The 20133-nt window shown below is 72.0% G+C and carries 14 protein-coding genes and 3 pseudogenes; 8 read left to right on the forward strand and 9 right to left on the reverse strand.

Annotation, left to right across the window (positions count from 1 at the left end; all coding sequences use genetic code 11):
• The first annotated feature begins 26 nt into the window (after positions 1-26).
• Together MTF69_RS10935 and MTF69_RS10940 are read left to right on the forward strand one after the other, a co-directional pair.
• Positions 27-758 carry a hypothetical protein gene (locus MTF69_RS10935; protein WP_243333045.1) on the forward strand — a complete coding sequence of 244 codons (732 nt, stop codon included), beginning with the start codon at positions 27-29 and terminating at the stop codon, positions 756-758.
• 24 nt (positions 759-782) lie between these two features.
• Positions 783-870, forward strand: a pseudogene (locus tag MTF69_RS10940).
• 328 nt (positions 871-1198) lie between these two features.
• Here MTF69_RS10940 and MTF69_RS10945 read toward each other — a convergent pair.
• From MTF69_RS10945 to MTF69_RS10960, 4 genes are all read right to left on the reverse strand, one after another.
• Complete coding sequence (locus tag MTF69_RS10945) at positions 1199-1921, reverse strand: zf-HC2 domain-containing protein (RefSeq protein WP_243333047.1); 723 nt, start codon at positions 1919-1921, stop codon at positions 1199-1201.
• A complete protein-coding gene (locus MTF69_RS10950) occupies positions 1918-2499 on the reverse strand; it encodes a sigma-70 family RNA polymerase sigma factor (protein ID WP_243333049.1) in 582 nt (193 codons plus the stop codon). Before MTF69_RS10950 ends, MTF69_RS10945 begins: the two co-directional genes overlap by 4 nt.
• A gap of 110 nt (positions 2500-2609) precedes the next feature.
• Positions 2610-3608: a DUF1996 domain-containing protein gene (locus tag MTF69_RS10955; protein WP_243333051.1), complete on the reverse strand. Its 999-nt coding sequence runs from the start codon at positions 3606-3608 to the stop codon at positions 2610-2612.
• 586 nt (positions 3609-4194) lie between these two features.
• Positions 4195-4497, reverse strand: coding sequence for a putative quinol monooxygenase (locus MTF69_RS10960; RefSeq protein ID WP_243333052.1), 303 nt, complete (start codon positions 4495-4497; stop codon positions 4195-4197).
• A gap of 599 nt (positions 4498-5096) precedes the next feature.
• Between MTF69_RS10960 and MTF69_RS10965 the strand changes: the two are divergent.
• Positions 5097-5423, forward strand: a pseudogene (locus tag MTF69_RS10965) (DUF1838 family protein); the annotation flags it as partial.
• Here MTF69_RS10965 and MTF69_RS10970 read toward each other — a convergent pair.
• Positions 5392-6020 (reverse strand): annotated as a pseudogene (locus MTF69_RS10970) (alpha/beta fold hydrolase). The pseudogenes MTF69_RS10965 and MTF69_RS10970 sit on opposite strands and share 32 nt — an antisense overlap.
• A gap of 479 nt (positions 6021-6499) precedes the next feature.
• Between MTF69_RS10970 and MTF69_RS10975 the strand changes: the two are divergent.
• Both MTF69_RS10975 and MTF69_RS10980 read left to right on the forward strand, forming a co-directional pair.
• A complete protein-coding gene (locus tag MTF69_RS10975) occupies positions 6500-8266 on the forward strand; it encodes a S8 family serine peptidase (protein WP_243333248.1) in 1767 nt (588 codons plus the stop codon).
• A gap of 250 nt (positions 8267-8516) precedes the next feature.
• A complete protein-coding gene (locus tag MTF69_RS10980; RefSeq protein WP_243333053.1) occupies positions 8517-11291 on the forward strand; it encodes a LuxR family transcriptional regulator in 2775 nt (924 codons plus the stop codon).
• 74 nt (positions 11292-11365) lie between these two features.
• Here MTF69_RS10980 and MTF69_RS10985 read toward each other — a convergent pair whose 3' ends face one another.
• From MTF69_RS10985 to MTF69_RS11000, 4 genes are all read right to left on the reverse strand, one after another.
• Positions 11366-12277 (reverse strand): glycoside hydrolase family 19 protein, encoded by a 912-nt coding sequence (locus tag MTF69_RS10985; RefSeq protein ID WP_374322770.1) that lies wholly within the window; start codon positions 12275-12277, stop codon positions 11366-11368.
• Between the two features lie 174 nt (positions 12278-12451).
• Entirely contained in the window at positions 12452-12862 is a 411-nt protein-coding gene (locus MTF69_RS10990) for a rodlin (RefSeq protein WP_243333055.1), read from the reverse strand.
• A 329-nt stretch (positions 12863-13191) separates the two neighbouring features.
• Positions 13192-13383, reverse strand: a complete 192-nt coding sequence (locus tag MTF69_RS10995; RefSeq protein ID WP_243333056.1) for a DUF5302 domain-containing protein — start codon at positions 13381-13383, stop codon at positions 13192-13194.
• Between the two features lie 92 nt (positions 13384-13475).
• Entirely contained in the window at positions 13476-13919 is a 444-nt protein-coding gene (locus tag MTF69_RS11000; protein WP_243333057.1) for a MarR family winged helix-turn-helix transcriptional regulator, read from the reverse strand.
• Between the two features lie 144 nt (positions 13920-14063).
• On the opposite strand from MTF69_RS11000, the gene MTF69_RS11005 reads away from it, so the two are divergent.
• The 3 genes from MTF69_RS11005 (at position 14064) to MTF69_RS11015 (ending at position 20123) form a co-directional block, all read left to right on the forward strand.
• Positions 14064-15608, forward strand: coding sequence for an MFS transporter (locus tag MTF69_RS11005; RefSeq protein WP_243333058.1), 1545 nt, complete (start codon positions 14064-14066; stop codon positions 15606-15608).
• Between the two features lie 137 nt (positions 15609-15745).
• The gene (locus MTF69_RS11010) at positions 15746-16351 is read left to right on the forward strand and encodes a HutD family protein (protein ID WP_243333061.1); all 606 of its coding nucleotides are present in this window, start codon (positions 15746-15748) and stop codon (positions 16349-16351) included.
• Between the two features lie 376 nt (positions 16352-16727).
• Positions 16728-20123: a CARDB domain-containing protein gene (locus tag MTF69_RS11015; RefSeq protein WP_243333062.1), complete on the forward strand. Its 3396-nt coding sequence runs from the start codon at positions 16728-16730 to the stop codon at positions 20121-20123.
• The last annotated feature ends 10 nt before the right edge of the window (positions 20124-20133 follow it).

Raw genomic sequence — 20133 nt, forward strand, 5'->3', positions numbered from 1 at the left:
CGGGGCACGGTTGTTAGGTTCTCCGTGTGCCGAAGCTGAATCAGATCATCGCAGTCGAAAAGGGCGTCAAGTCCAAGGCCCTCCAGGAGCTCACCCAGGCTCACCAGGACGTGCAGAAGCCCGCCCTGCTGGCCGGCATCTCCCGGACCTACCAGCCCAAGGACGAGGAGGGCGAGCAGCTCCCGCCCGAGTCCACCCGGGTCCAGATCAAGGCCGAGGACGCCCTGCGGGCGACCGCCTCGACCCTCACCCGGCTCTTCGACGTGACCGCGACGAAGGACTGGGCGAACCGGTCCGCGGTCGCGGACGTGGTGGTCGACGGCACGGTCCTGCTGCCCCAGGTGCCCGTCCCGTACCTGCTGTTCCTGGAGAAGCAGCTCACCGACCTGCACACCTTCGTGCGCAAGCTGCCGGTGCTCGATGCCTCCGAGTCGTGGAACCTGGACCCCTCGACGGACGCCTGGAAGACGGACGCGGTACGGACCATCCGCACGAAGAAGGTCCCGCGCAACCACGTGAAGGCCGAGGCCACGGAGAAGCACCCGGCGCAGGTCGAGGTGTACTACGAGGACGTGGCGGTCGGTTACTGGACCACCGTGAAGTTCTCCGGAGCGCTGCCCGCCCGGCGGGTCAACGAGCTCCTCGACCGGGTCGAGAAGCTCCAGCAGTCCGTCAAGTTCGCCCGGGAAGAGGCGAACAACACCGAGGTCACCGACCAGCGCATCGGCGACGCGGTATTCGGCTACCTCTTCGGGTAGCCCCACATTCGCCCCCCGTCGCGAGCGGGGGGTGCGCGATGAGCGCAAGCTGAAACTGATGTTGAAGCTGATTCAGGGGTGTCAGGTGGGGGTTCGAATCCCTCTCCCCGCACACGTGCGGGGGTGGCCCAAGTCCGGCAGAGGCGGCCCCGTCAAACTCAGATTCTCGCTCCAGTCTCAGTATTCGCCGCCGAACACCGGATCGACCGAGTGCGGGCGATCATCGACGGATGGGGGTTCAAGTCCCCTCGGCGCCTCTTGCGTGGCGCTGTAGTTCAACGGCAGAACACGTCGATCTCAGAATGACCCGCGGCTCTTAAACGCCGCCGGTGTGCGCAAATGGGTGGCAAGCTGGAGCCCGGGAGCTGGACATGCTCCCGGGCTCCGTCACGTTGCGGCCGGGGCCGGGGCCGGGGCCGGGGCCGGGGCCGGGGCCCCGGCTACGTGGGCACCGGTACGGACACGAACGCCGTGCCCGACTCGTTCTCCACCAGGACCGCCCGGACGTCCGCCGGGTCCACCGCCGCCGAGCCGTCCAGCGCCGCGCCCTTGCCCTCGCCGTGCTCCGCGGAGCCCACCACCCAGCCGCCCGCCGTGGTGCGCGTGCCGTCCCGGGAGACCACGACGATCCGGCAGCGCTCGCCCGCCGGGATCCCCGTCACCGCGGCGTGCACCCGTACCCACTTGGCCGCGGGCGTCACCCGAACGGTCATCCGCGCGCCCGTGCCCGCATCCGTCGCGGAAGCCACCTTGGTCCCCGCGGCCGGCGCGGACGGCTCGGCCGAGACCGTCGGCTTCGGCCGGGCCTCGACGCCGGTGCTCCCGCCGCCCAGTTGCGTACCGGCCCAGAAGACGGCGGTCAGCGAGGCAGCCACGGCAAGTCCGGTGAACGCGGTCCGGCGCCGCCGCGCCCCGTCGACCTCCTGGCGCATCTGGCGCAAGGTGCGCTGGAGCAGCAGGTCACCGCCCTGCGGTGGACCGTCGAGGAACGCCTCGGGGGGCACCTCGCCCAGTGCCGCCTCCATCTCGCGCAAGGCCGTCACCTCCTGACGGCACTGCACGCAACCGTCCACGTGTTCCTCGACCCGGCGGACCTCCGCGTCGTCCAGGACGCCGAGAACGTACGGGCCGAGCAGTTCCTCCTCGTGCCGCTGCCCGTTCATGCCACCACCTCCTGCAGTCCGCCGGGCCGCGGAGACGGGCCGCCCGTGCGTGTGCTGTCCCTGAAGACTTCTCTGAGCGCCTTGAGCGCGTAGTGCGAGCGCGATTTCACCGTGCCGGCCGGGATGCCGAGGGCGTCCGCCGCTTCGGCGACACTCTGCTGGCGGTAGTACAACTCCGTCAGCACGTCCCGGTGTTCCGGTGACAGCCGGTCCAGGGCCCCCAGTACGGTCATCGTGTCCACCACCGCGTCGGCGTGGTCCGCCTCGACCGGCGGATGTGCCGGCGATCCGGACACCTCCGTGGGCCGGGCCGCCTTCGCCCGGTACCGGTCGGTGATGATGTTGCGGGCCACCGTGAGCAGCCAGCCGCGTACGGAGCCCTTCCCGTTCACCAGGACCTCGGAGTGGCGCCAGGCCCTGATCAGGGTCTCCTGGACGATGTCCTCGGCCGCGGCGCGGTCCCCGGTCAGCCGGGTCGCGTACGCGAGCAGGGCGTGACCGTGCTCCTCGTACACGGACTTGATCAATGCCTCGTCGGTCGAGCCCCGCCGAGTGCGGGGCCACAGTGGTCCGGCCATCTCACCCTCTCCGTCTTCCTCGCTTTTCTGGTGCGGTCAGAACACGCCACGCACGGGCACCTGGTTCACGTGACCTGAGTCACCAGGGAGCCGGTGGTTCGCGCTGCCGCTCATGTCCGGCAGGTGCGCCCCTGGTTGAGGCAGTCCACGACCTCGTCCATCCGCGGGCCGGTCATCACGTTCACGAACATCCCGTGGTCCGTTTTGGGGCTGTGCCGCTGCTCGGGGAAGGAGTCGAGCGCGATCGGCGCCCCCGCGGGCACGTCGTAGGCGAGGGAGATCCGCAGGCGCGGCACGGGGAAGGTGTCCTCGGGGCAGACCCCGTTCGCCGCCGGGAAGCGCAGGTGCGAGCGGTGGCCGGGGCTGCCGGTGTCCAGGCCGTTCCAGCAGCTCGGGAAGGTGAGCGTACGGGTGAGGCGCTCGCCGTCGCGGCAGCGCGGATAGCGGGTGGTGGTCCGGTCGGGGGAGCCCGAACAGCCCCAGCGGGCCCGTACGTCCTCGTCGGAGTCCGCGGTGAAGGCCACCGCGTCACCGGTCAGCGCGCCCAGGAACCGGGGCATCGCCACCACCTTGCTCACCGGACTGCCGAGGAACTCCACGGACACCGCAGCCTCCGGCAGGACCGCCCCCGCGTTGCCGTGGCCCGCGGACCCCTCGTGCGGCCGGTCTCCCGGCCGGTCCGTGCGGCGCAGCACCGGCCAGTAGTACGTGGAACGGTCCCCGCCCGCGCAGCTGGTGGCGGCCGCGTCCAGGGAGGCGTCGGTGGAGAAGGCGTCCGTGGACAGGTTCCCCACGTAGCCGTGCGTGTGGTGGGCCCCGGAGCGCAGTCCCGGGGAGACGACGAGGTTGTCCTCGTTGTAGTGGCCCTCCTCGTTGCGTCCGCAATCCACCGACACCCGCCCCGCGGAGGCCTGCGGACCGGCCGCGGCGGGCTCGGGGGGCCCGGGCGGGACCTCCCGGATGTCCACGAAGTCGGCGGGCACGGGACCGGCCCCGGACGCCGACGGGTGCGGCCCGCCCGCGCCCGCGGCCCCCAGCACGGCGGCGGTCAGCCCGGCGCCCAGCACCAGGCAGATCAGCAGCGTGAGCAGTCGGCGTTCGTTCCCCATGCGGGTCACGGTTGCCGCCCACCCCCGCCTGCGTCAACCGGGCGTCCGCAGGGCGGTCACCGCCCGGCCGGGGCGCCGCAATCCGTTGAAGCTGTTGCACGCGGGCCCCGCGGCCAGGGGCCCGCAACCTTTGCCCCATTTGGCTGTTCATACGGCAAAGCACCCTTCTCGCGCGACCCGCATCGCAAGGAAGCACCACCGCCGTGCCCGCTGCCAACCACCGCCTGCACCGCCTGATCAGGGAAACCGGCTGGACCTACGAAGCCCTGGCCGGAGCCGGATCCCTTCCACACCTACCGCCCGGCCGCCCTGGAGTTCAAACGGGCGGTGGTCCTCGGCCTGCTCGGAGACCACTCCGCGGCCCATGCGGCCCTGGACGCCTCGCTGGCCTCCCGCCCCGCCCAGCAGGAACGCGCGATCATGCTCACCCACGTGGAACGGGCCCGGCTGTACCGGCTCGGCGGCCAGGAGCGGGAGGCCGCCGCCGAACTGCGGTACGCCGAAGCCCTCAACCGGGGCGTCCTCCCCGCGCGCCGCCCGCGAGATCGGAATCCTCGGCCCGGGCGGCGCCCACCTCCGCTGAACCTCAGGCCAGCGGCGCCCCGTCGAGCTCGATCACCTCCGCGGGTCCCGCACGGAACGCGGGGCTCGCCGCGTCCGCCTCGAGCATGTGCGGGGTGACGTCGTGCGCGGCGAGGGCCGCCCGCGAGGCCCACTCCTCGACGAGGACGAACCGGTCGGGCTCGCCGCTCACCCGGTGCATGTCGTAGCGGACGCAACCCTCTTCGGCCCGCACGACCGGCGCGAGGCGCTCGTAGGCGTCGATCTGCTCCCGGCCGCGGCCCGGGAGGGTGGAGATGAGAATCAGGAGTCGAACTGTCGATGGCATGGGCCGAAGACTAGATCGGCAGACCATGGCGGCGGAAAGATTTTTCCGCCGCCATGGTCTGCCGCATGGCCGGTCCGGTCCTTGCTCGGCGCGGGTCGACCGCGCACAGAACCCGGCATGACTCCCGACCAGAGGTGGTGCCCCTTCCGGTTCGCATGACCGAACTGGGCGACCAGGTCTGCTTCAGCGTCTCTGATGAGCTTAGGTTTCCTGCGGCGGGCCTGGGTTTCAGGTCTGCCGGGAAGGCGGCGTGTGGTGCTGGGCAGGGTGTGGACGCCTGCGGTGTGCCGCGTGCCTGTGCCGCTGGATGCGGCTGGGGTGCTCATCGTGTGCGGTGCCTGCCGCCTGTGCCGCCGCTGGGTGCGGCGATTCGGTGGCTACAGCTACCGCCCCGCCGGACGCTTTCCGCCCGGTGTGGACCCGGGCGGGGCGGGGACCCCGCGTCGCTTCCTGGGCACGGGGCGGATTCTCATGGTGCCCACCTCCATGCGGCAGGCCGTTCTGCCCCGTACAACGAAGGCCCAGCCACCAGGACACGGCCGAAGTGCGATCAGCGGATCAGTGGATCGCCCATGAAGCCCGGGCCAATCAACCAACTGCACGCGACCCTGGAGCTCTTCCAGTTCTTCGCCCCCGCCTCGGTCCTCGCCACCGACGCGCCCAGCGTCCCGTCCACCATGTCCTGGACCCGGATGTCGCCCTGGCTCCCCTGGATGAAACAGGGGCAGCGCCCCGGCGGGCTCGCCTTCCACTGCTGGGGCCGCAAGCTCGCCTCCTACGCGGAGGTCCCGGAGCGGACCCGCGCGTACGTCGCGGCCCGCCACCCGGAGTTCGCCCACGCCCCGGAGAAGTTGACGGAGCCGAACGAGACCAGTTGGACGTACTTCCGGCGTCTCAACCCGCCGGCGGACCGACCGGGCGGCTGAGCGGGGCGAACCGGTCGAGGGCGCGGAGCACGTGGCCGAGGGTGGCACGGCCGCCCGTGTGGCCCGCCTCCTCCACCACGGTCAACTCCACGCCGGGCCAGGCGCGGGACAGTTCCCAGGCCGTGTCGAGGGGGCTGCCCATGTCGAGCCGGCCGTGGATCAGGACACCCGGGATCCCGGCCAGCCGGTGGGCACCGCGCAGCAGCTCGCCCTCCTCCAGCCACGCCCCGTGCGAGAAGCAGTGCGAGCAGATCCGGACGAGGGCGATCCCGGCCGCCGGCCGCCGGCCGGTGTACGGGAGGGAGGCGCCCTTCGTCTCCCCGGACAGGACCGCGTCCTCCCAGGCGCACCATCGGCGACCAGGTGGCCGGTGGTGTTGTGCCGCATGTCGGTCGCCGGATCGCTCGCGTGCGGGGTGCTGCGGCCGCAGCCGCGCTGGTCGAACAGGACGACCCGGTAGCGTGCCGGATCGAAGAGCCGCCGGGCGCGCTCGGTGCACCCCGACCCCGGACCGCCGTGGACCACGAGTGCGGGCTTTGCGTCCGGATTGCCGCAGACCTCCCAGTAGATGACGTTCCCGTCGCCGACGTCGAGCATCCCCTTGTCGTAGGGCTCGACCGGCGGGTGGAGCTCTGCCACGTCCCCGACCTGCTCATGTCTCCCTCCCGGACGGCCGCTTGCCGGGGCCCGTCGGGGTCCGGCCACACCCTACGGCGGCCCCGGCAGGGTCCGGACAAGGGTTTTCCCCGTATCGCGTTCATCCCCGCTTTGCCTACTGTCTGCCCACCGGCGATCCTCCCCGTCCGAACAGCCCCCGCGCCAACCCCACATGGCGCGAAGCTCTGGGTCGGTCCTTCGCCGGTGCCACCGTTGCCCGGCCCCGACGCCGCGGCGGGCGACTACGTGGTGTGCAGCAGCGGTGGCCGGGCGGGCTTGACCAGCCCGTTCCGGTCCCGCGGCCGCCGGTCAACCTCCCACACTGCACCAACCGGCCGTCCCGGCTCGTTCTGTGGCGGCCCGCGAAAGGGAACACCGTGCACGCATCCAGTCGACGCAGGCTCATATCCGTGGTGGCGATGTCCGTCACCCTGCTCGCCGGCACCGCCACCACCTCCCTGGCGCTGTCCGCCGCGGATCCCTCCCCCGGCTCGCAGACCCTCCCCGCCGCCGGCGCCCCCGCTGCCGCCGCCCCCGTCGAGAACCTCATCGTCGGCTACAAGGCCTCGGCCGCCGAGGCGGGCTCCAACACCGCCGCCGCCGCCGACGTGGCGGCCAAGGGCAAGAAGGCCTCGAAGAAGGCCACCTTCGAGCGCCGCCTCGGAACCGGAGCCGCCCTCGTCACCCTCGGCGCCCCGGCCGACGCGGCCGCCGTCATGGCCCAGTTCCGTGCCGACCCCGACGTCGCCTACGTCGAGGCCGACTCCCGCGCGTACGCACTCGCCGTCACCCCCAATGACACCGAGTACGCCAAGCAGTGGGACCTCTTCGAGCCCACCGCCGGCATGAACGTCCCGGCTGCCTGGGACACGACCACCGGCTCCGGCGTCACCGTAGCCGTGATCGACACCGGCTCCGTCGCCCACTCCGACCTCGCCGCGAACACCGTCGCGGGCTACGACTTCATCGCCAGCTCCACCGCCGCCCGTGACGGCAACGGCCGCGACAACAACCCCGCCGACCAGGGTGACTGGAGCGCGGCCGGCGAGTGCGGCATCGGCTCCAAGGCCAGTGACTCGTCCTGGCACGGCACCCACGTCGCCGGCACCATCGCCGCCGCCACGAGCAACTCCAAGGGCATCGCCGGCATCGCGTACGGCGCGAAGATCCAGCCCGTCCGCGTGCTCGGCAAGTGCGGCGGTGCCACCTCGGACATCGTCGACGCCATCACCTGGGCCTCCGGCGGCACCGTCTCGGGCGTCCCGGCCAACGCCACCCCGGCCAAGGTCATCAACATGAGCCTCGGCGGCTCGGGCGCCTGCACCGCCACGTACCAGAACGCCATCAACGCCGCCGTCGGCCGCGGCACGACCGTCGTCGTCGCCGCCGGCAACAGCAACTCCGACGCGGCCGGCTTCTCGCCCGCCAGCTGCAACAACGTGATCAACGTCGCCTCCAGCAACCGCACCGGCGACCGCTCCTTCTACTCGAACTACGGCGCGATCATCGACGTCGCCGCCCCGGGTGGTGAGACCCGCCGCGCCACCGACACGCCCGGCACCATCACGACGCCCGAGAACGGCATCTGGTCCACCCTGAACACCGGCGCCACCACCCCCGGCGCCGAGAACTACGAGCCCTACCAGGGCACCAGCATGGCCGCCCCGCACGTCGCGGGCCTCGCCGCCCTGCTGAAGTCGGCGAACTCCGCGCTGACCCCGGCCCAGATCGAGTCCGCGATCAAGACGAACGCCCGCCCGCTGGCCGGCACCTGCACCGGCGGCTGCGGCACCGGCCTCGCCGACGCCGCCGCGACCGTGGCCGCCGTGACCTCGACCCCGCCCACCCCGGGCTTCGAGAACACCACGGACTTCGCGATCGGTGACAACACCACCGTGGAGAGCCCGGTCACCGTCACCGGTGTCACCGGCAACGCCCCGGCCACCCTCAAGGTCGGCGTGAACATCGTCCACACCTACATCGGTGACCTGAAGGTCGACCTGGTCGCCCCCGACGGCACCGTCTACACCGTGCACAACCGGACCGGCGGCAGCGCCGACAACATCAACCAGGTCTACACGGTCAACGCCTCCTCCGAGGTCGCGAACGGCACCTGGAAGCTGCGCGTCAACGACAACGCCGGCGGCGACACCGGCAAGATCGACTCCTGGAGCCTGACCTTCTGAGTCCGGCCCTCTGAGTCCGGCCTTCCGGGCCGGATCCCCGCCGCGATCCAACTCGGCCTGACGGGGCGATAGTACGGACCAACAGCCCGCCCGACCTCCCGATACACCGCGTATCGGCAGGCCGGGCGGGTTTTCCTGTCACGTGACTGAATTCTGCGTCACAATCCGGGTCCGCCGGCCATCCGACCTCGTATTGTCGCGTCTCACAGGAAGGGCACAGGAACGGGGACCGAGAGGCTGGTGGCTGTGCGTGGTGGCAGCGACGGGGCACCCTGACGCGACCGTCGGACACGGTGAACTGATCAAGGCGGTCGACCGCGCGCTGACCACGCACGGACGCGCCCTGCTCACCGGGCCCGCCGGCTCGGGCAAGACCGAGGTGCTGCGCGCCCTCACCGAGGCCGCCGCGCTGCGCCACGAGACCGTGCTCCGTCTCGCCCCCGGAGCCGCTGACCGGTGGATACCCGAGGCCTCCGCCGCCGCCCTCCTCGCCTCCGTCCCGGCCGCCGCGCTGGAATGCCTCTCCGGACCGCAGCGCACCGCCATCGCCCTCCTTCGGCGGGAAACCGACGCATCCCGCGTCGGCCGCGACCACGTCGCCCTGCGCCTCGCCGTCGTCGAGGTGCTGCGCACCCTCGCCGCCCGCGGCCCCGTCCTGCTCGCGCTCGACAACGCCCAGTGGCTCGACGCGGAGAGCACCGACCTGCTCCGCTTCGCCCTGCGCCTGACCCCGCCGCAGGTACGGGTCCTCGCGGCCGAATGCGTCCAGGGCGGAACCCCGCTCTCCGAGCCCCTCTGCGGACCGGACACCCCCCAGATACGGGTGCCCCCGCTCGGCACCGACGAGATCGCCGAGCTGCTGGTGCGCCGGGGCCTCCCGGCCCGCCTCGCCGGCCGGATCCACCAGGCCAGCGGAGGCAACCCGCGCCTCGCCCTGGCGCTGGGCCGCTCCCTCGCCGAAGCCGCCGGGTCCCGCGACGGCGGCGCCCACCACGCCGATCCGCTGCCCGTCTCCGGCCAGGCCCGCGAGGTGGCCCGCCGGCTCCTCGGAGTCGTCCCCGCCCAGGCCCGGCGCACCCTGCTCTACGCCGCCCTCGCCACGCGCCCCACCACCGCGCTGCTGCGCCGGTCCGGCCGCCTGGACGCCGAGGCCGAGCTCGCCGTGGCCGAGCGGGCCGCGCTGGTCACCGTAGAAGAGGACGGCACGATCCGGTTCACGGCCGGGGCCCTGCCGACCGCGCTGGCCGCCGACGCGGGCTGGCCCGAACGCGCCGCCGGACACGCCGCGCTGGCCGCCGCCGTCGACGACCCCGTCCAGGCCGTACGCCACCGCGCGCTGGCCGTGGACGCCCCCGACCAGGCGCTCGCCGCCGAGGTCACCGAAGCCGCCGCGTCCTGCAGACGCCGTGGCCAGCGGGCGCTGGCCGCCGAACTCGGCCTGCTCGCGGCCGACCGGACCCCCTACCACCTGCCCGGAGAGGAGCTCGCCCGGCTGGTCGCCGCCGCCGAGGACGCGGGCTGGGCCGGCCGCGCCGACCTGGCCCGCCGTGCCACCCGCGCCGTACTCGCCCGCGACGCCTCGCCCGGCGACCGGGTGCGGGCCCGCCTCGCCGTCATCGACGCCGCCGGCCAGGCCCTGGGGGCCCTCGACGAGACCTTCGCGTACGCCATGGCCGACGCCGAGGGCGACCCCGCCCTCCAGGCCGCAGTCCGGCTGCGGACCGCCTGGAAGCACAACCTCAGCGACGGCGACCCCGTCCGCTCCCGCGACGCCGCCGCGCAGGCCGGGGTGCTGGCCCGCAGCGGCGGCGACCAGGTCGCCGAAGCCATGGCGCTGACCGTACGGGCCCGAATGGGCCGCATCCTCGGGGACTCGGACGCCGAGGAGATCCTCGCCGAGGCCCTGGCCCTGCCCGCCCCCGACGTACCGCTCGGCATGCGCAACGCCCCGCAGTACCTCGCCGTCCGCCACGCCCTCTTCGACGACCGGAACGCCGACGCCCGGCGCCAGTTGCTCGTGCTGCTGCCCGCCGTACGGCGCACCGGCTCCGCCGAGGACGTCTTCGAGGTGCTGCGCAGCCTGACCGAGGTGGAACTGCGCCGGGGCAGGTGCGCGGCTGCCACCGCGCACGCCCGCGACGCCCTGGAACTGACCGTCGAGGCGGGCCTCTCGCCCGGCCCCGCCTGGTACCTGGCAGCCCTGGCCGAGGCCATGGGCGGAGGTTTCGCACGCGCCGCCGGATACGCCCGGCGCGGCATCCAGGCTTCGCAGGAGGAGCACGACCAGGTCTTCCTCTCCCGCGGCCTGTACGTGCTCGGCCTGGTCGAACTGGCCACGGGCGAGGCCGCGAAGGCCGTCACCACCCTGCGCCGCGTCGCCGAACTGGAGGCCGCGCAGCAGGTGGTGGACCCCTCGATCCTGCGCTGGCACGGGGAGCTCGCCGAGGCCCTGGTCGCCGCCGACGCACCCGAGGAGGCCGCCGAACTCCAGGCGAAGGTGCGTACCACGGCTCTCGCGCTCGGCCGCACCAGCGTGATCGCCGCCCTCGACCGGGCCCGGGGCCTGTGCCTGTCGGCGCAGGGCGATGCCGATGCGGCGGTGGCCCTGCTGGAGGACACCGCGCAGCGCTTCGAGCTCCTCGAACTCCCCCTGGAGCGGGCCCGTACGCTGCTCGCGCTCGCCCGCGTGGAACGCCGCCGCCGCCGGCGCGCACCCGCCCGCGCCGCGCTGGGGGCGGCGGCCGAGGCCTTCGCCCGGGCGGGCGCCGCTCCGTGGACGGAGCTCGCCAGGGAGCCGTCCCCGTGCCCCTCCCCGGGGGAGGGGCACGGGGCACGGCCCCTGGCCGCCCTCACGGAGGCGGAGACCCGCCTCGCGGTACTGGTGGCCCAGGGCGCCAGCAACCAGGAGGCGGCCGCGAAGCTCTTCGTCAGCGTGAAGACCGTGGAGGCCCGGCTGACCCGGATCTACCAGAAGCTCGACGTCCGGTCCCGGGCCCAGCTGGCCACCACCCTGCGGCTGAGCTGACCAGGGACGCGCTGACCAGGGACGTGCTGACCAAGGACGTGCCGACCGACGACGTGCCGGCCCGGCTCAGCAGCTCAGCAGCTCAGGTTGTTGCCCGGGGTCACGCCGAGGAGCTGGGTGAAGGCCTGGTAGGTGTTGATCCGGCTCTGCACCTGCGCCGGGTTGCCGCCGTTGCACTCCAGAGCGCCGTTGATGGAGCGGATGGTCTCGCCGAAGCCCGCGCCGTTCACCATGGCGGCGTGGGCGGTCATCGTGCCCGGGCCGTTCTGCGTGTTCCAGTACCAGAGCGCCGTCTTCATCGCGACGGCCGGGTCCTGCTCCACCAGGTAGGGGTTGGCCAGGAGGTTGATGCCCAGGGCGTCGCCGGCCGCCTTGTAGTTGAAGTTCCAGCTCAACTGGATGGGCCCGCGCCCGTAGTAGGCGGCCTGGCCGGCCGGACAGCCGTAGGACTGGGTCGTGTCGCAGTAGTGCGGGTAGTTGGCCGTGTTCTGCTCGACGATGTGGACGAGCCCGCCGGTCTCGTGCGAGACGTTGGCCAGGAAGGCCGCCGCTTCGCGCCGCTTGACGGTGTCGTCACCGGTGGTGGCGAAGCCGGGGTAGGCCGACAGGGCCGCGACCAGGCCGCTGTAGGTGTAGAAGGGGCTCCTGTTCGGGAACATCTGGCTGAACTGGGCCTCGCTGACCACGAATCCGGACGGGTTGGGGGTGGTCGGGTCCGGGTTCGGGGTCGTTCCGCCTCCGCAGACACCCTGGTCCGACCAGACGCCCCACTGGCCGGTGGTGCCAGGGGTCTCGCCCTGGGTCCACCACTTGGCCTGCCAGTTGTGGCCGCCGTACGAGGCGTTCATGCCGCCCGTGTAGACGGCCGAGGTCGCCCACGCGCCGGCGCAGGCGGGAGCCGCGGCGGCGGGGGAGGAGGGGAGGGCGATCGCGAGGCCGAGGGTGACGGCCGCGGTGGCGGCCAGTGAGAGGGCGCGGCGGCGCAGGGTGGGCATCACGGAAGATCTCCTTCAGTGGGGGGAGTTGCCGTGGGGGGCAACGGGCAACGGACAGCTGCGCCCACTGAAGCGAGGATGGTCTGGACCTGTCAAGGTCTAGACCAAAATGAAGCGCCGGTGCGCCACCCCGAAGGGCGGTGCACCGGCGCTTCGTTCTTCGGGTCAGCTACCGGCGGAGAGGTTGCCGGAGAGGACCGGGATGTTGTTCAGGATGTGCGAGGCGGTCTCGTCACCCTTGGCCTGGGTGGAGTTCTCGGCGCACTGCTGGTTCTGCGGGTTGGACGCGATCGGGATGTCCTGGACGCCGACGTTGACCAGGGCCAGGATCGACTGGGCGTTGACCTTCGCGGGCAGGCCGACACAGAGCTTGTTCAGGGAGCCCTGGATGGCGGACATCTGCGGGCTCATCTTGCCGCTGGTCTCCTGGTTGCCGTAGAGCTGAGAGGAGTCGTTGCCGTTGACCGTGTTGACGCCGTTGTCGTTGCCGATCGCCATCGCCGGGGAGGCTACGGCGGCACCGGCACCCAGAACGGCGGCGGTGGCGGCTGCGGTGGCCATGAACTTCTTGAGCATGTGGGGGATCCTTCTTCTGTCGCACTGTCGCATGAGATAGCTGCCCTCGGCGGGACGAGCTGCTCAACTGCCGTGGACACCGGGAGTTATCACCCATCACCCGAGTGGCTCAACCTTGCACTCCACCGGTGCGGTCGGACGTCGGCTGATTGACCCAAAGCCGACAGGCGGGCGGATCCCCTTCCCGGGGTGCGTTCGTGTGCGTGCGCCCTGGATTCGGGCCCCGTGCGCGGGGAGGTGCCGGCCCCGACCGGATCCGGACCCCGTACAGGTCCCGGACCCCGTCGGGGCGGCAGGGGCGGTGTCGCGGCAACGCGACGCAGCCGCGGTCAGCCCGTCTTGCGGCGGACCTTCTTGTTCTTGCCCCCGGGGTTGCCGCCGGCGCCCTGGATCTTCGCCCGGCTCTGGTGTGCCTGCTGCGACTGGGCATTGGCGGCGTTCCGCTCCAGGGCCTCCTTGAACTTCCGCTTGGCCTCCTCGGCCGGCGATTCGTTCTGCGGGGTGTCTGATTCTTCTGACATGCGTCCTCCTGGAATGTTCTGAAGCCGTTGCAGTCTGTCAGGTGGTGTTTCCCCTGGCCAACGCGTTCGGGCGGTGCGGCTTCGGAGCGGTCTCAGGCGTCCTTCTCCAAGGTCGGCCGCAGCCGCTCCAGCAGGGCGTGGAGCGTCGCGCGCTCGGTGTCGTCCAGGACGTCGAGGGCGCCGTGTGTGGCCTGCATCTCCTCGCGCACCCGGCGGATCACCTCGCGGCCCGCGTCCGTGGCCGCGACGTTCTTGACGCGCCGGTCCGCGGGGTCGGGCTCGCGGCGCACCAGCTCGCGGGCCTCCAGCCGGTCCACGATGCCGGTCACGTTCGAGGCGTCACACACCAGCAGGGTGGCGAGGCCGCGCATCGGGAGCGGGCCGTTCAGCTGGGCGAGGACCTTCGCCTGGGTGGAGGTGAGGCCGTGGTGTGCGGCGGCCGCCGCGAAATCCCGCCACTGGGCGGTGCCGATCGCGGCGAGCAGCTCCAGCAGCTCCAGCTTGGTCGGGACGGCGTGGGGGGTGGTCGCGCTCATGCTCGGAGCGTACTCAAGGTGCTTTACATGAGCAACCTTTTACTTGACCATCTTAACTATTGAGGTCTACCGTCTGCTGGAGTCGAAGTACTTGATGACGTCAAACATCTGCGATCTGAAGCACTGAAAAGGGTCCCCCCTGCCATGATCCCCACCCCCTCCGCCGCCACCCAGGCCGGTGGCCGTCGCAACGAGACGGTCATCGTCTTCGCCCTGAGCCTGGCCGCCATGGTCGTGTCGATGATGCAGACGCTGCCGGTCCCGATCCTGGGGCTGATCCGCAGCGACCTCGGCACCACCACCGCCAACGTCAGCTGGGTGACCACCGCCACCCTGCTGTCCGCCGCCGTCTTCACCCCGCTGCTCGGCCGCTTCGGCGACCAGCACGGCAAGAAGCCGACGCTGGTGGCCGTACTCGGCGTCATGGTCGCGGGTTCCGTCATCGCGGCGCTGGCGTCCTCGCTCCCCCTGCTCCTCCTCGGCCGGGTCCTCCAGGGCGCGGCGACCGCGATCTTCCCGCTCGCCCTCTCGGTGCTGCGCGAAGAGGTCCGCCCGCAGAAGCTGCCCGGAGCGATGGCCCTGGTCAGCGGCACCCTCGCGTTCGGCAGCGGCCTCGCGCTCGTCGCGACCGGCCTGCTGACCTCCGGCAGCGACGCCGACTACCGCAGCGCCTTCTGGATGGCCACCGGCTTCGCCGTGCTCGCGCTGCTCGCCGTCGTCTTCCTCGTTCCGGCGACCCGGCACAAGACCGGCGGCCGTACGGACTTCCTCGGCGCGCTCACCCTGGGCATCGCCCTGCTGCTGCTCCTGCTGCCGATCTCCCAGGGCCACGAGTGGGGCTGGGCCTCCGGCCGTACGCTGGGCAGCTTCGCCGGCGCCGTCGTCATGACCGCCGTCTGGGTGTTCACCGAGCTCAAGGTCCGCGAGCCCCTCGTCGACATGCGGATGTTCGTCCACCGCCCGGTCCTGATGGCCAACCTGGCCGGCATCCTCGTCGGCTTCGGCATGTTCGCGAACTTCCTCGGCGTCTCCTACCTCGTCCAGATGCCCGAGGCCCTGACCGGCTACGGCTTCGATGCCTCCATCCTGCGCGCCTCCGTGGAGTTCCTGCTGCCCGGCGCGATCGTCTCGCTCCTCGCCTCGCCCATCGGCGGGCAGCTGGTCCGCCACCGCGGGCCGCGCGCCGCACTGGCGGTGGCCGCGGCCCTCGGCGCCGCCGGCTTCGGCTGGCTGGCCCTGGACCACGGGCACAGCGCCTCGGTGATCGGCGCCGGCCTCGTCGTCGGCGCGGCCGTCAGCTTCGGCTACGCGGCCATGCCGGCCGTGATCATGGCGAGTGTCCCGCCCCACCAGAGCGGCATCGCCAACGGCATCAACTCGATCTCGCGCTCCACGGGCAGTGCGATCGGCAGCGCCATCGTGACCACCATCCTGGCCTCGAAGACGATCGAACACCTCCCGGCGGGAGTTCCCGCACTGCCCGCCGAATCCGGCTTCACCCTCACCTTCGCCATCGGCGCCGTGGCCTTCGCCCTGGTCGCGGTGATCAGCGGAATCGGCCTGCGCGGGGCACACGGCCCGCGGACGGACGCCCCCACACCGGCGGTCGCGGGCGGCGGCGCGGTCCCGGCCTCCGCGGCAGCCGCCGCGAGCGGGTCCGCCCGCCCGGCCGAGAAGGCCGACGCCTGATCCGACAGGGACGGCCCAGCCGCCCCCGGGCCGCCGCGCACCGCGGCGGCCCGGGGGCGCTCTCGCGTGGTGCCCGTGCCCGGCTGGATAGGCTCGGCCGGACCCGGGACGCGCGTCACCGGGGCCGGAGGGGTGGCATGACCAGCAGCGAAGAAGCGGTCCGGATCCTGCGGGCGGCCGACCGACCGGCAGCGCGGTGGAAGAACGGCGGGGGAGTGACCCGCGAGATCGCCGCCGGACCCGAGGGCTCCGGGATGGACGATTTCGGCTGGCGGGTCAGCCTCGCGGAGGTCACCGCCGACGGCGCCTTCTCCGTGTTCCCCGGCGTCGACCGCACGCTCACCCTCGCGGAGGGCGCCGGCATGGACCTCGCGATCGGCGGCGTACGACGCCTGGTGGACCGGCGGTACGCGCCCCAGCGGTTCCCCGGCGACGAGCCGACCGGCTGCCGGCTGCTGGCCGGGCCGGTGGTGAACTTCAACGTGATGTACCGCCGGGGTGTGGTGGCCGCCGACACCGCTGTCGTACGGGGCGACCTCGCGCTCGCCGTCCGGCCCGGCGAGAGCCTGCTGATCGTCGCCCTGGAAGGGACGGCCGAGGTCGACGGCTCCACCGAACTGGGCCCGTACGACGCCGTCTTGACGACGGGAGCGCGGGAGGTCCTGCTGCGGAGCTCCGGGCGCGCGGCGGTGGTCCGACTCGCCCCGGCCCCGACGGAGCCCGGCCGAACCCAGCCGGCCTAGCCACCAGAGTCCGGGAACCGGGCCGCCGACGGGGGGCCGCGCCGAGCAGCGGCCAGAGGCGGCCCCGGCCGACGCGAACGCAAAAGGGGCCGCAATCCGTCGGGCCCGCGCCGCGTCCTACAGCGCCGCGCGCCTTCTTCGCCGACCGCGGCACGCCCCGGACACGGCCTCCGACCACCCGGAGAGGGGCCGGCCCGGGGCGTGATCCGAACTCCCCTCTGTGCGCGAAGCGTTGACAAAGTCGTCATCTGCTAGAAACCTGTGGCGCCATGGCCGCATAACTGCGATCAGATCACTCAAAAAATTAATAACGGTGCGCAAGTTTGCGGCAGGCGTGGCTGCGCCGGGCCGGTCCCCTCATGGAACAGAGGACAGCATGAGATGGAAGCAAGGCGGCCGGCTGATGCTGGCCGGCACGGTGGTCGCGGGACTGATGTCGGTCGGACTCCTGCCAGTCACCCTCGCCGCCGCTGCGGGCGGACCCAACCTCGCCCTGGGCAAGGCGGTCTCCGCGAGCGGATCACTCGGCGGGTACGGGGCACCGGGAGTCGCCGACGGCAACCAGGGCTCGTACTGGGAGGGCCCCTCGGGCACCTTCCCGCAGTGGGTGCAGGTGGACCTCGGCAGCAGCGTCGCCGTCGACCAGGTGGTGCTGAAGCTGCCCGCCCCGTGGGAGACGCGCACCGAGACGCTGACCGTGCAGGGCAGCACCGACGGGAACACCTTCACCACCCTGTCCGCCTCGGCGGGACGGGTGTTCAACCCCGCCCAGTCCAATGCGGTGACCATCGGGTTCACCGCCGCGACGGTCCGCTTCGTGCGGGTGCACGTCACCGCCAACACGGGCTGGCAGGCCGCCCAGATATCCGAGCTGGAGGTGTACTCCGCCGACGGCAGCGGTGACCCCGGCGATCCCGGAGACCCGGGCACTCCGCCTCCCGTCGGCGTGAACCTCGCCAAGGGCAAGCCCATCGAGGCCTCCTCCACCACCCAGTCGTTCGTCGCGGCCAACGCCAACGACGACAGCGTCACCAGCTACTGGGAGGCGGGCGGCCAGCAGTCCACGCTGACCGTGAAGCTCGGCTCCAACGCCGACGTCACCGGAGTGGTCCTCAAGCTCAACCCCGACCCCGCCTGGGGCAACCGCACCCAGAGCTTCGAGATCCTGGGCCGGGAGCAGTCGGCGAGCGGGTTCACCACCCTGAAGGCCCGCGCCGACTACGCGTTCAGCCCGGCCGGCAACCAGAACACCGTGACGGTTCCCGTCACCGGCCGCCTCGCCGAGGTCCAGCTGAAGTTCTCCGGCAACACCGGGGCCGGCGGCGGCCAGGCCGCCGAGTTCCAGGTCATCGGCGCCGCCGCCCCGAACCCGGACCTGACGGTCACGGACCTCGCCTGGTCCCCTGCCGCCCCGTCCGAGAGCGACGCCGTCACGGTCAACGCGACCGTCCGCAACGCCGGTTCGGCCGCCTCCCCGGCCACCACCGTCAACGTCAGCCTCGAAGGCGCGGTCGCGGGCGGCGCCCCGGTCGGCGCCCTCGCCGCCGGAGCCTCGGCCACCGTCCCGGTCGCCGTGGGCAAGCGCCCGATGGGCAGCTACACCGTCTCCGCCGTGGTCGACCCGGCCGGCAGCGTCCCCGAGCAGGACGACACCAACAACAGCCGCACGGCCGCCGCGAAGCTCGTCGTAGGCCAGGCGCCGGGCCCCGACCTGGAAGCCCTCTCCATCACCACCAACCCGGCCAACCCTGCCGTCGGCGCCCCGGTCTCCTTCACCGTGGCCGTCCGCAACCGGGGGACCAGCGCGGTGAGCGCGGGCACCGTCACCCGGCTGGTCGCCGGCGCCACCACCCTGAACGGCCCCACCCCGGCGATCGCGGCCGGTGCGACCGTCAACGTACCGATCAACGGCACCTGGACGGCGGTCAGCGGCGGAGCCACCCTCACCGCCACCGCCGACGGGACCGGCCTCGTCGCCGAGACCAACGAGAGCAACAACAGCCACTCCCGCGCCGTGGTCGTCGGCCGCGGGGCGGCGCTCCCGTACACCGAGTACGAGGCGGAGGCCGGCAGCTACACCGGCACCCTGCTGCAGAGCGACGCCAAGCGGACCTTCGGGCACACCAACTTCGCCACCGAGTCCTCGGGCCGCGAGTCCGTACGCCTCTCCTCGACCGGCCAGTACGTACAGTTCACCTCCACCAACCAGGCCAACTCCATCGTCGTGCGGGGCTCCGTACCCGACGCCGCGAACGGCGGCGGCGCCGACGCCACGATCAGCCTGTACGTCAACGGCAGCTTCGCCCAGAAGCTGACGCTCTCCTCCAGGCACAGCTGGCTCTACGGCAGCACCGACAGCCCCGAGGGCCTGACCAACACCCCTGGCGGCGACGCCCGCAGGCTCTTCGACGAGTCCCACGCCCTGCTCGCGCAGAGCTACCCGGCCGGCACCACCTTCCGCCTCCAGCGCGACGCGGGCGACACGGCCTCGTACTACGTCATCGACCTGATCGACCTGGAGCAGGTGGCTCCCGCGGCGGCCAAGCCCGCCGAGTGCACCTCGATCACCGACTACGGCGCGATCCCGAACGACGGCATCGACGACACGCCCGCCCTCCAGAAGGCCGTGACGGCGGACCAGAACGGGCAGATCGCCTGCGTCTGGATCCCGCAGGGCCAGTGGCGCCAGGAGCAGAAGATCCTCACCGACGACCCGCTGAACCGGGGCCAGTTCAACCAGGTGGGCATCAGCAACGTCTCCATCCGCGGTGCGGGCATGTGGCACTCCCAGCTCTACACGCTGACCCAGCCGCAGGACGCCGGCGGCATCAACCACCCGCACGAGGGCAACTTCGGCTTCGAGATCGACGACAACACGCAAATCTCCGACATCGCCATCTTCGGATCCGGCCGGATCCGGGGCGGTGACGGCAACGCCGAGGGCGGTGTGGGCCTCAACGGGCGCTTCGGCAAGAACACCAAGATCACCAACGTGTGGATCGAGCACGCCAACGTCGGCGTCTGGGTCGGCCGCGACTACGACAACATCCCGGCCCTGTGGGGTCCCGGCGACGGCATCGAGTTCAGCGGCATGCGGATCCGCGACACCTACGCCGACGGCATCAACTTCGCCAACGGCACGCGCAACTCCACCGTCTTCAACTCCTCCTTCCGCACGACCGGTGACGACGCCCTGGCGGTGTGGTCCAGCAAGTACGTGAAGGACCAGTCGGTGGACATCGGCCACGACAACCACTTCCGCAACAACACCATCCAGCTCCCGTGGCGGGCCAACGGCATCGCCCTGTACGGCGGCTACGGCAACACCATCGAGAACAACCTGATCTACGACACCATGAACTACCCCGGCATCATGCTGGCGACCGACCACGACCCGCTGCCCTTCTCCGGGCAGACCCTGATCGCGAACAACGGGCTGTTCCGGACCGGCGGCGCGTTCTGGAACGAGGACCAGGAGTTCGGCGCGATCACCCTGTTCCCGTCGAACCTGCCCATCCCGGGTGTCGTCATCCGCGACACCGACATCCATGACTCCACCTACGACGGGATCCAGTTCAAGACCGGCGGCGGGGTGATGCCCGACGTCAAGATCACGAACGTGACCATCGACAAGTCCAACAACGGGTCCGGAATCCTGGCCATGGGCGGGGCGCGCGGCAACGCCACCCTTTCAAACGTCACCATCACCGGATCGGCCCGGGGCAACATCCTGATCGAACCGGGATCGCAGTTCCTGATCAACGGCGGCTAGCGGCAGGCGG

Origin of the sequence: Streptomyces sp. AP-93 (genome assembly GCF_022808175.1) — a bacterium.
Classification (GTDB): domain Bacteria; phylum Actinomycetota; class Actinomycetes; order Streptomycetales; family Streptomycetaceae; genus Streptomyces.

What these genes read in the sequence shown, in the direction of transcription:
- MTF69_RS11010 (WP_243333061.1), top strand. Translation starts at nt 15,746, where the DNA reads ATGACCAGCAGCGAAGAAGCGGTCCGGATCCTGCGGGCGGCCGACCGA.
- MTF69_RS10945 (WP_243333047.1), bottom strand. Translation starts at nt 1,921, where the DNA reads ATGAACGGGCAGCGGCACGAGGAGGAACTGCTCGGCCCGTACGTTCTC.
- MTF69_RS11005 (WP_243333058.1), top strand. Translation starts at nt 14,064, where the DNA reads ATGATCCCCACCCCCTCCGCCGCCACCCAGGCCGGTGGCCGTCGCAAC.
- MTF69_RS11000 (WP_243333057.1), bottom strand. Translation starts at nt 13,919, where the DNA reads ATGAGCGCGACCACCCCCCACGCCGTCCCGACCAAGCTGGAGCTGCTG.
- MTF69_RS10975 (WP_243333248.1), top strand. Translation starts at nt 6,500, where the DNA reads ATGTCCGTCACCCTGCTCGCCGGCACCGCCACCACCTCCCTGGCGCTG.
- MTF69_RS10995 (WP_243333056.1), bottom strand. Translation starts at nt 13,383, where the DNA reads ATGTCAGAAGAATCAGACACCCCGCAGAACGAATCGCCGGCCGAGGAG.
- MTF69_RS10960 (WP_243333052.1), bottom strand. Translation starts at nt 4,497, where the DNA reads ATGCCATCGACAGTTCGACTCCTGATTCTCATCTCCACCCTCCCGGGC.
- MTF69_RS10950 (WP_243333049.1), bottom strand. Translation starts at nt 2,499, where the DNA reads ATGGCCGGACCACTGTGGCCCCGCACTCGGCGGGGCTCGACCGACGAG.
- MTF69_RS10955 (WP_243333051.1), bottom strand. Translation starts at nt 3,608, where the DNA reads ATGGGGAACGAACGCCGACTGCTCACGCTGCTGATCTGCCTGGTGCTG.
- MTF69_RS10990 (WP_243333055.1), bottom strand. Translation starts at nt 12,862, where the DNA reads ATGCTCAAGAAGTTCATGGCCACCGCAGCCGCCACCGCCGCCGTTCTG.
- MTF69_RS11015 (WP_243333062.1), top strand. Translation starts at nt 16,728, where the DNA reads ATGAGATGGAAGCAAGGCGGCCGGCTGATGCTGGCCGGCACGGTGGTC.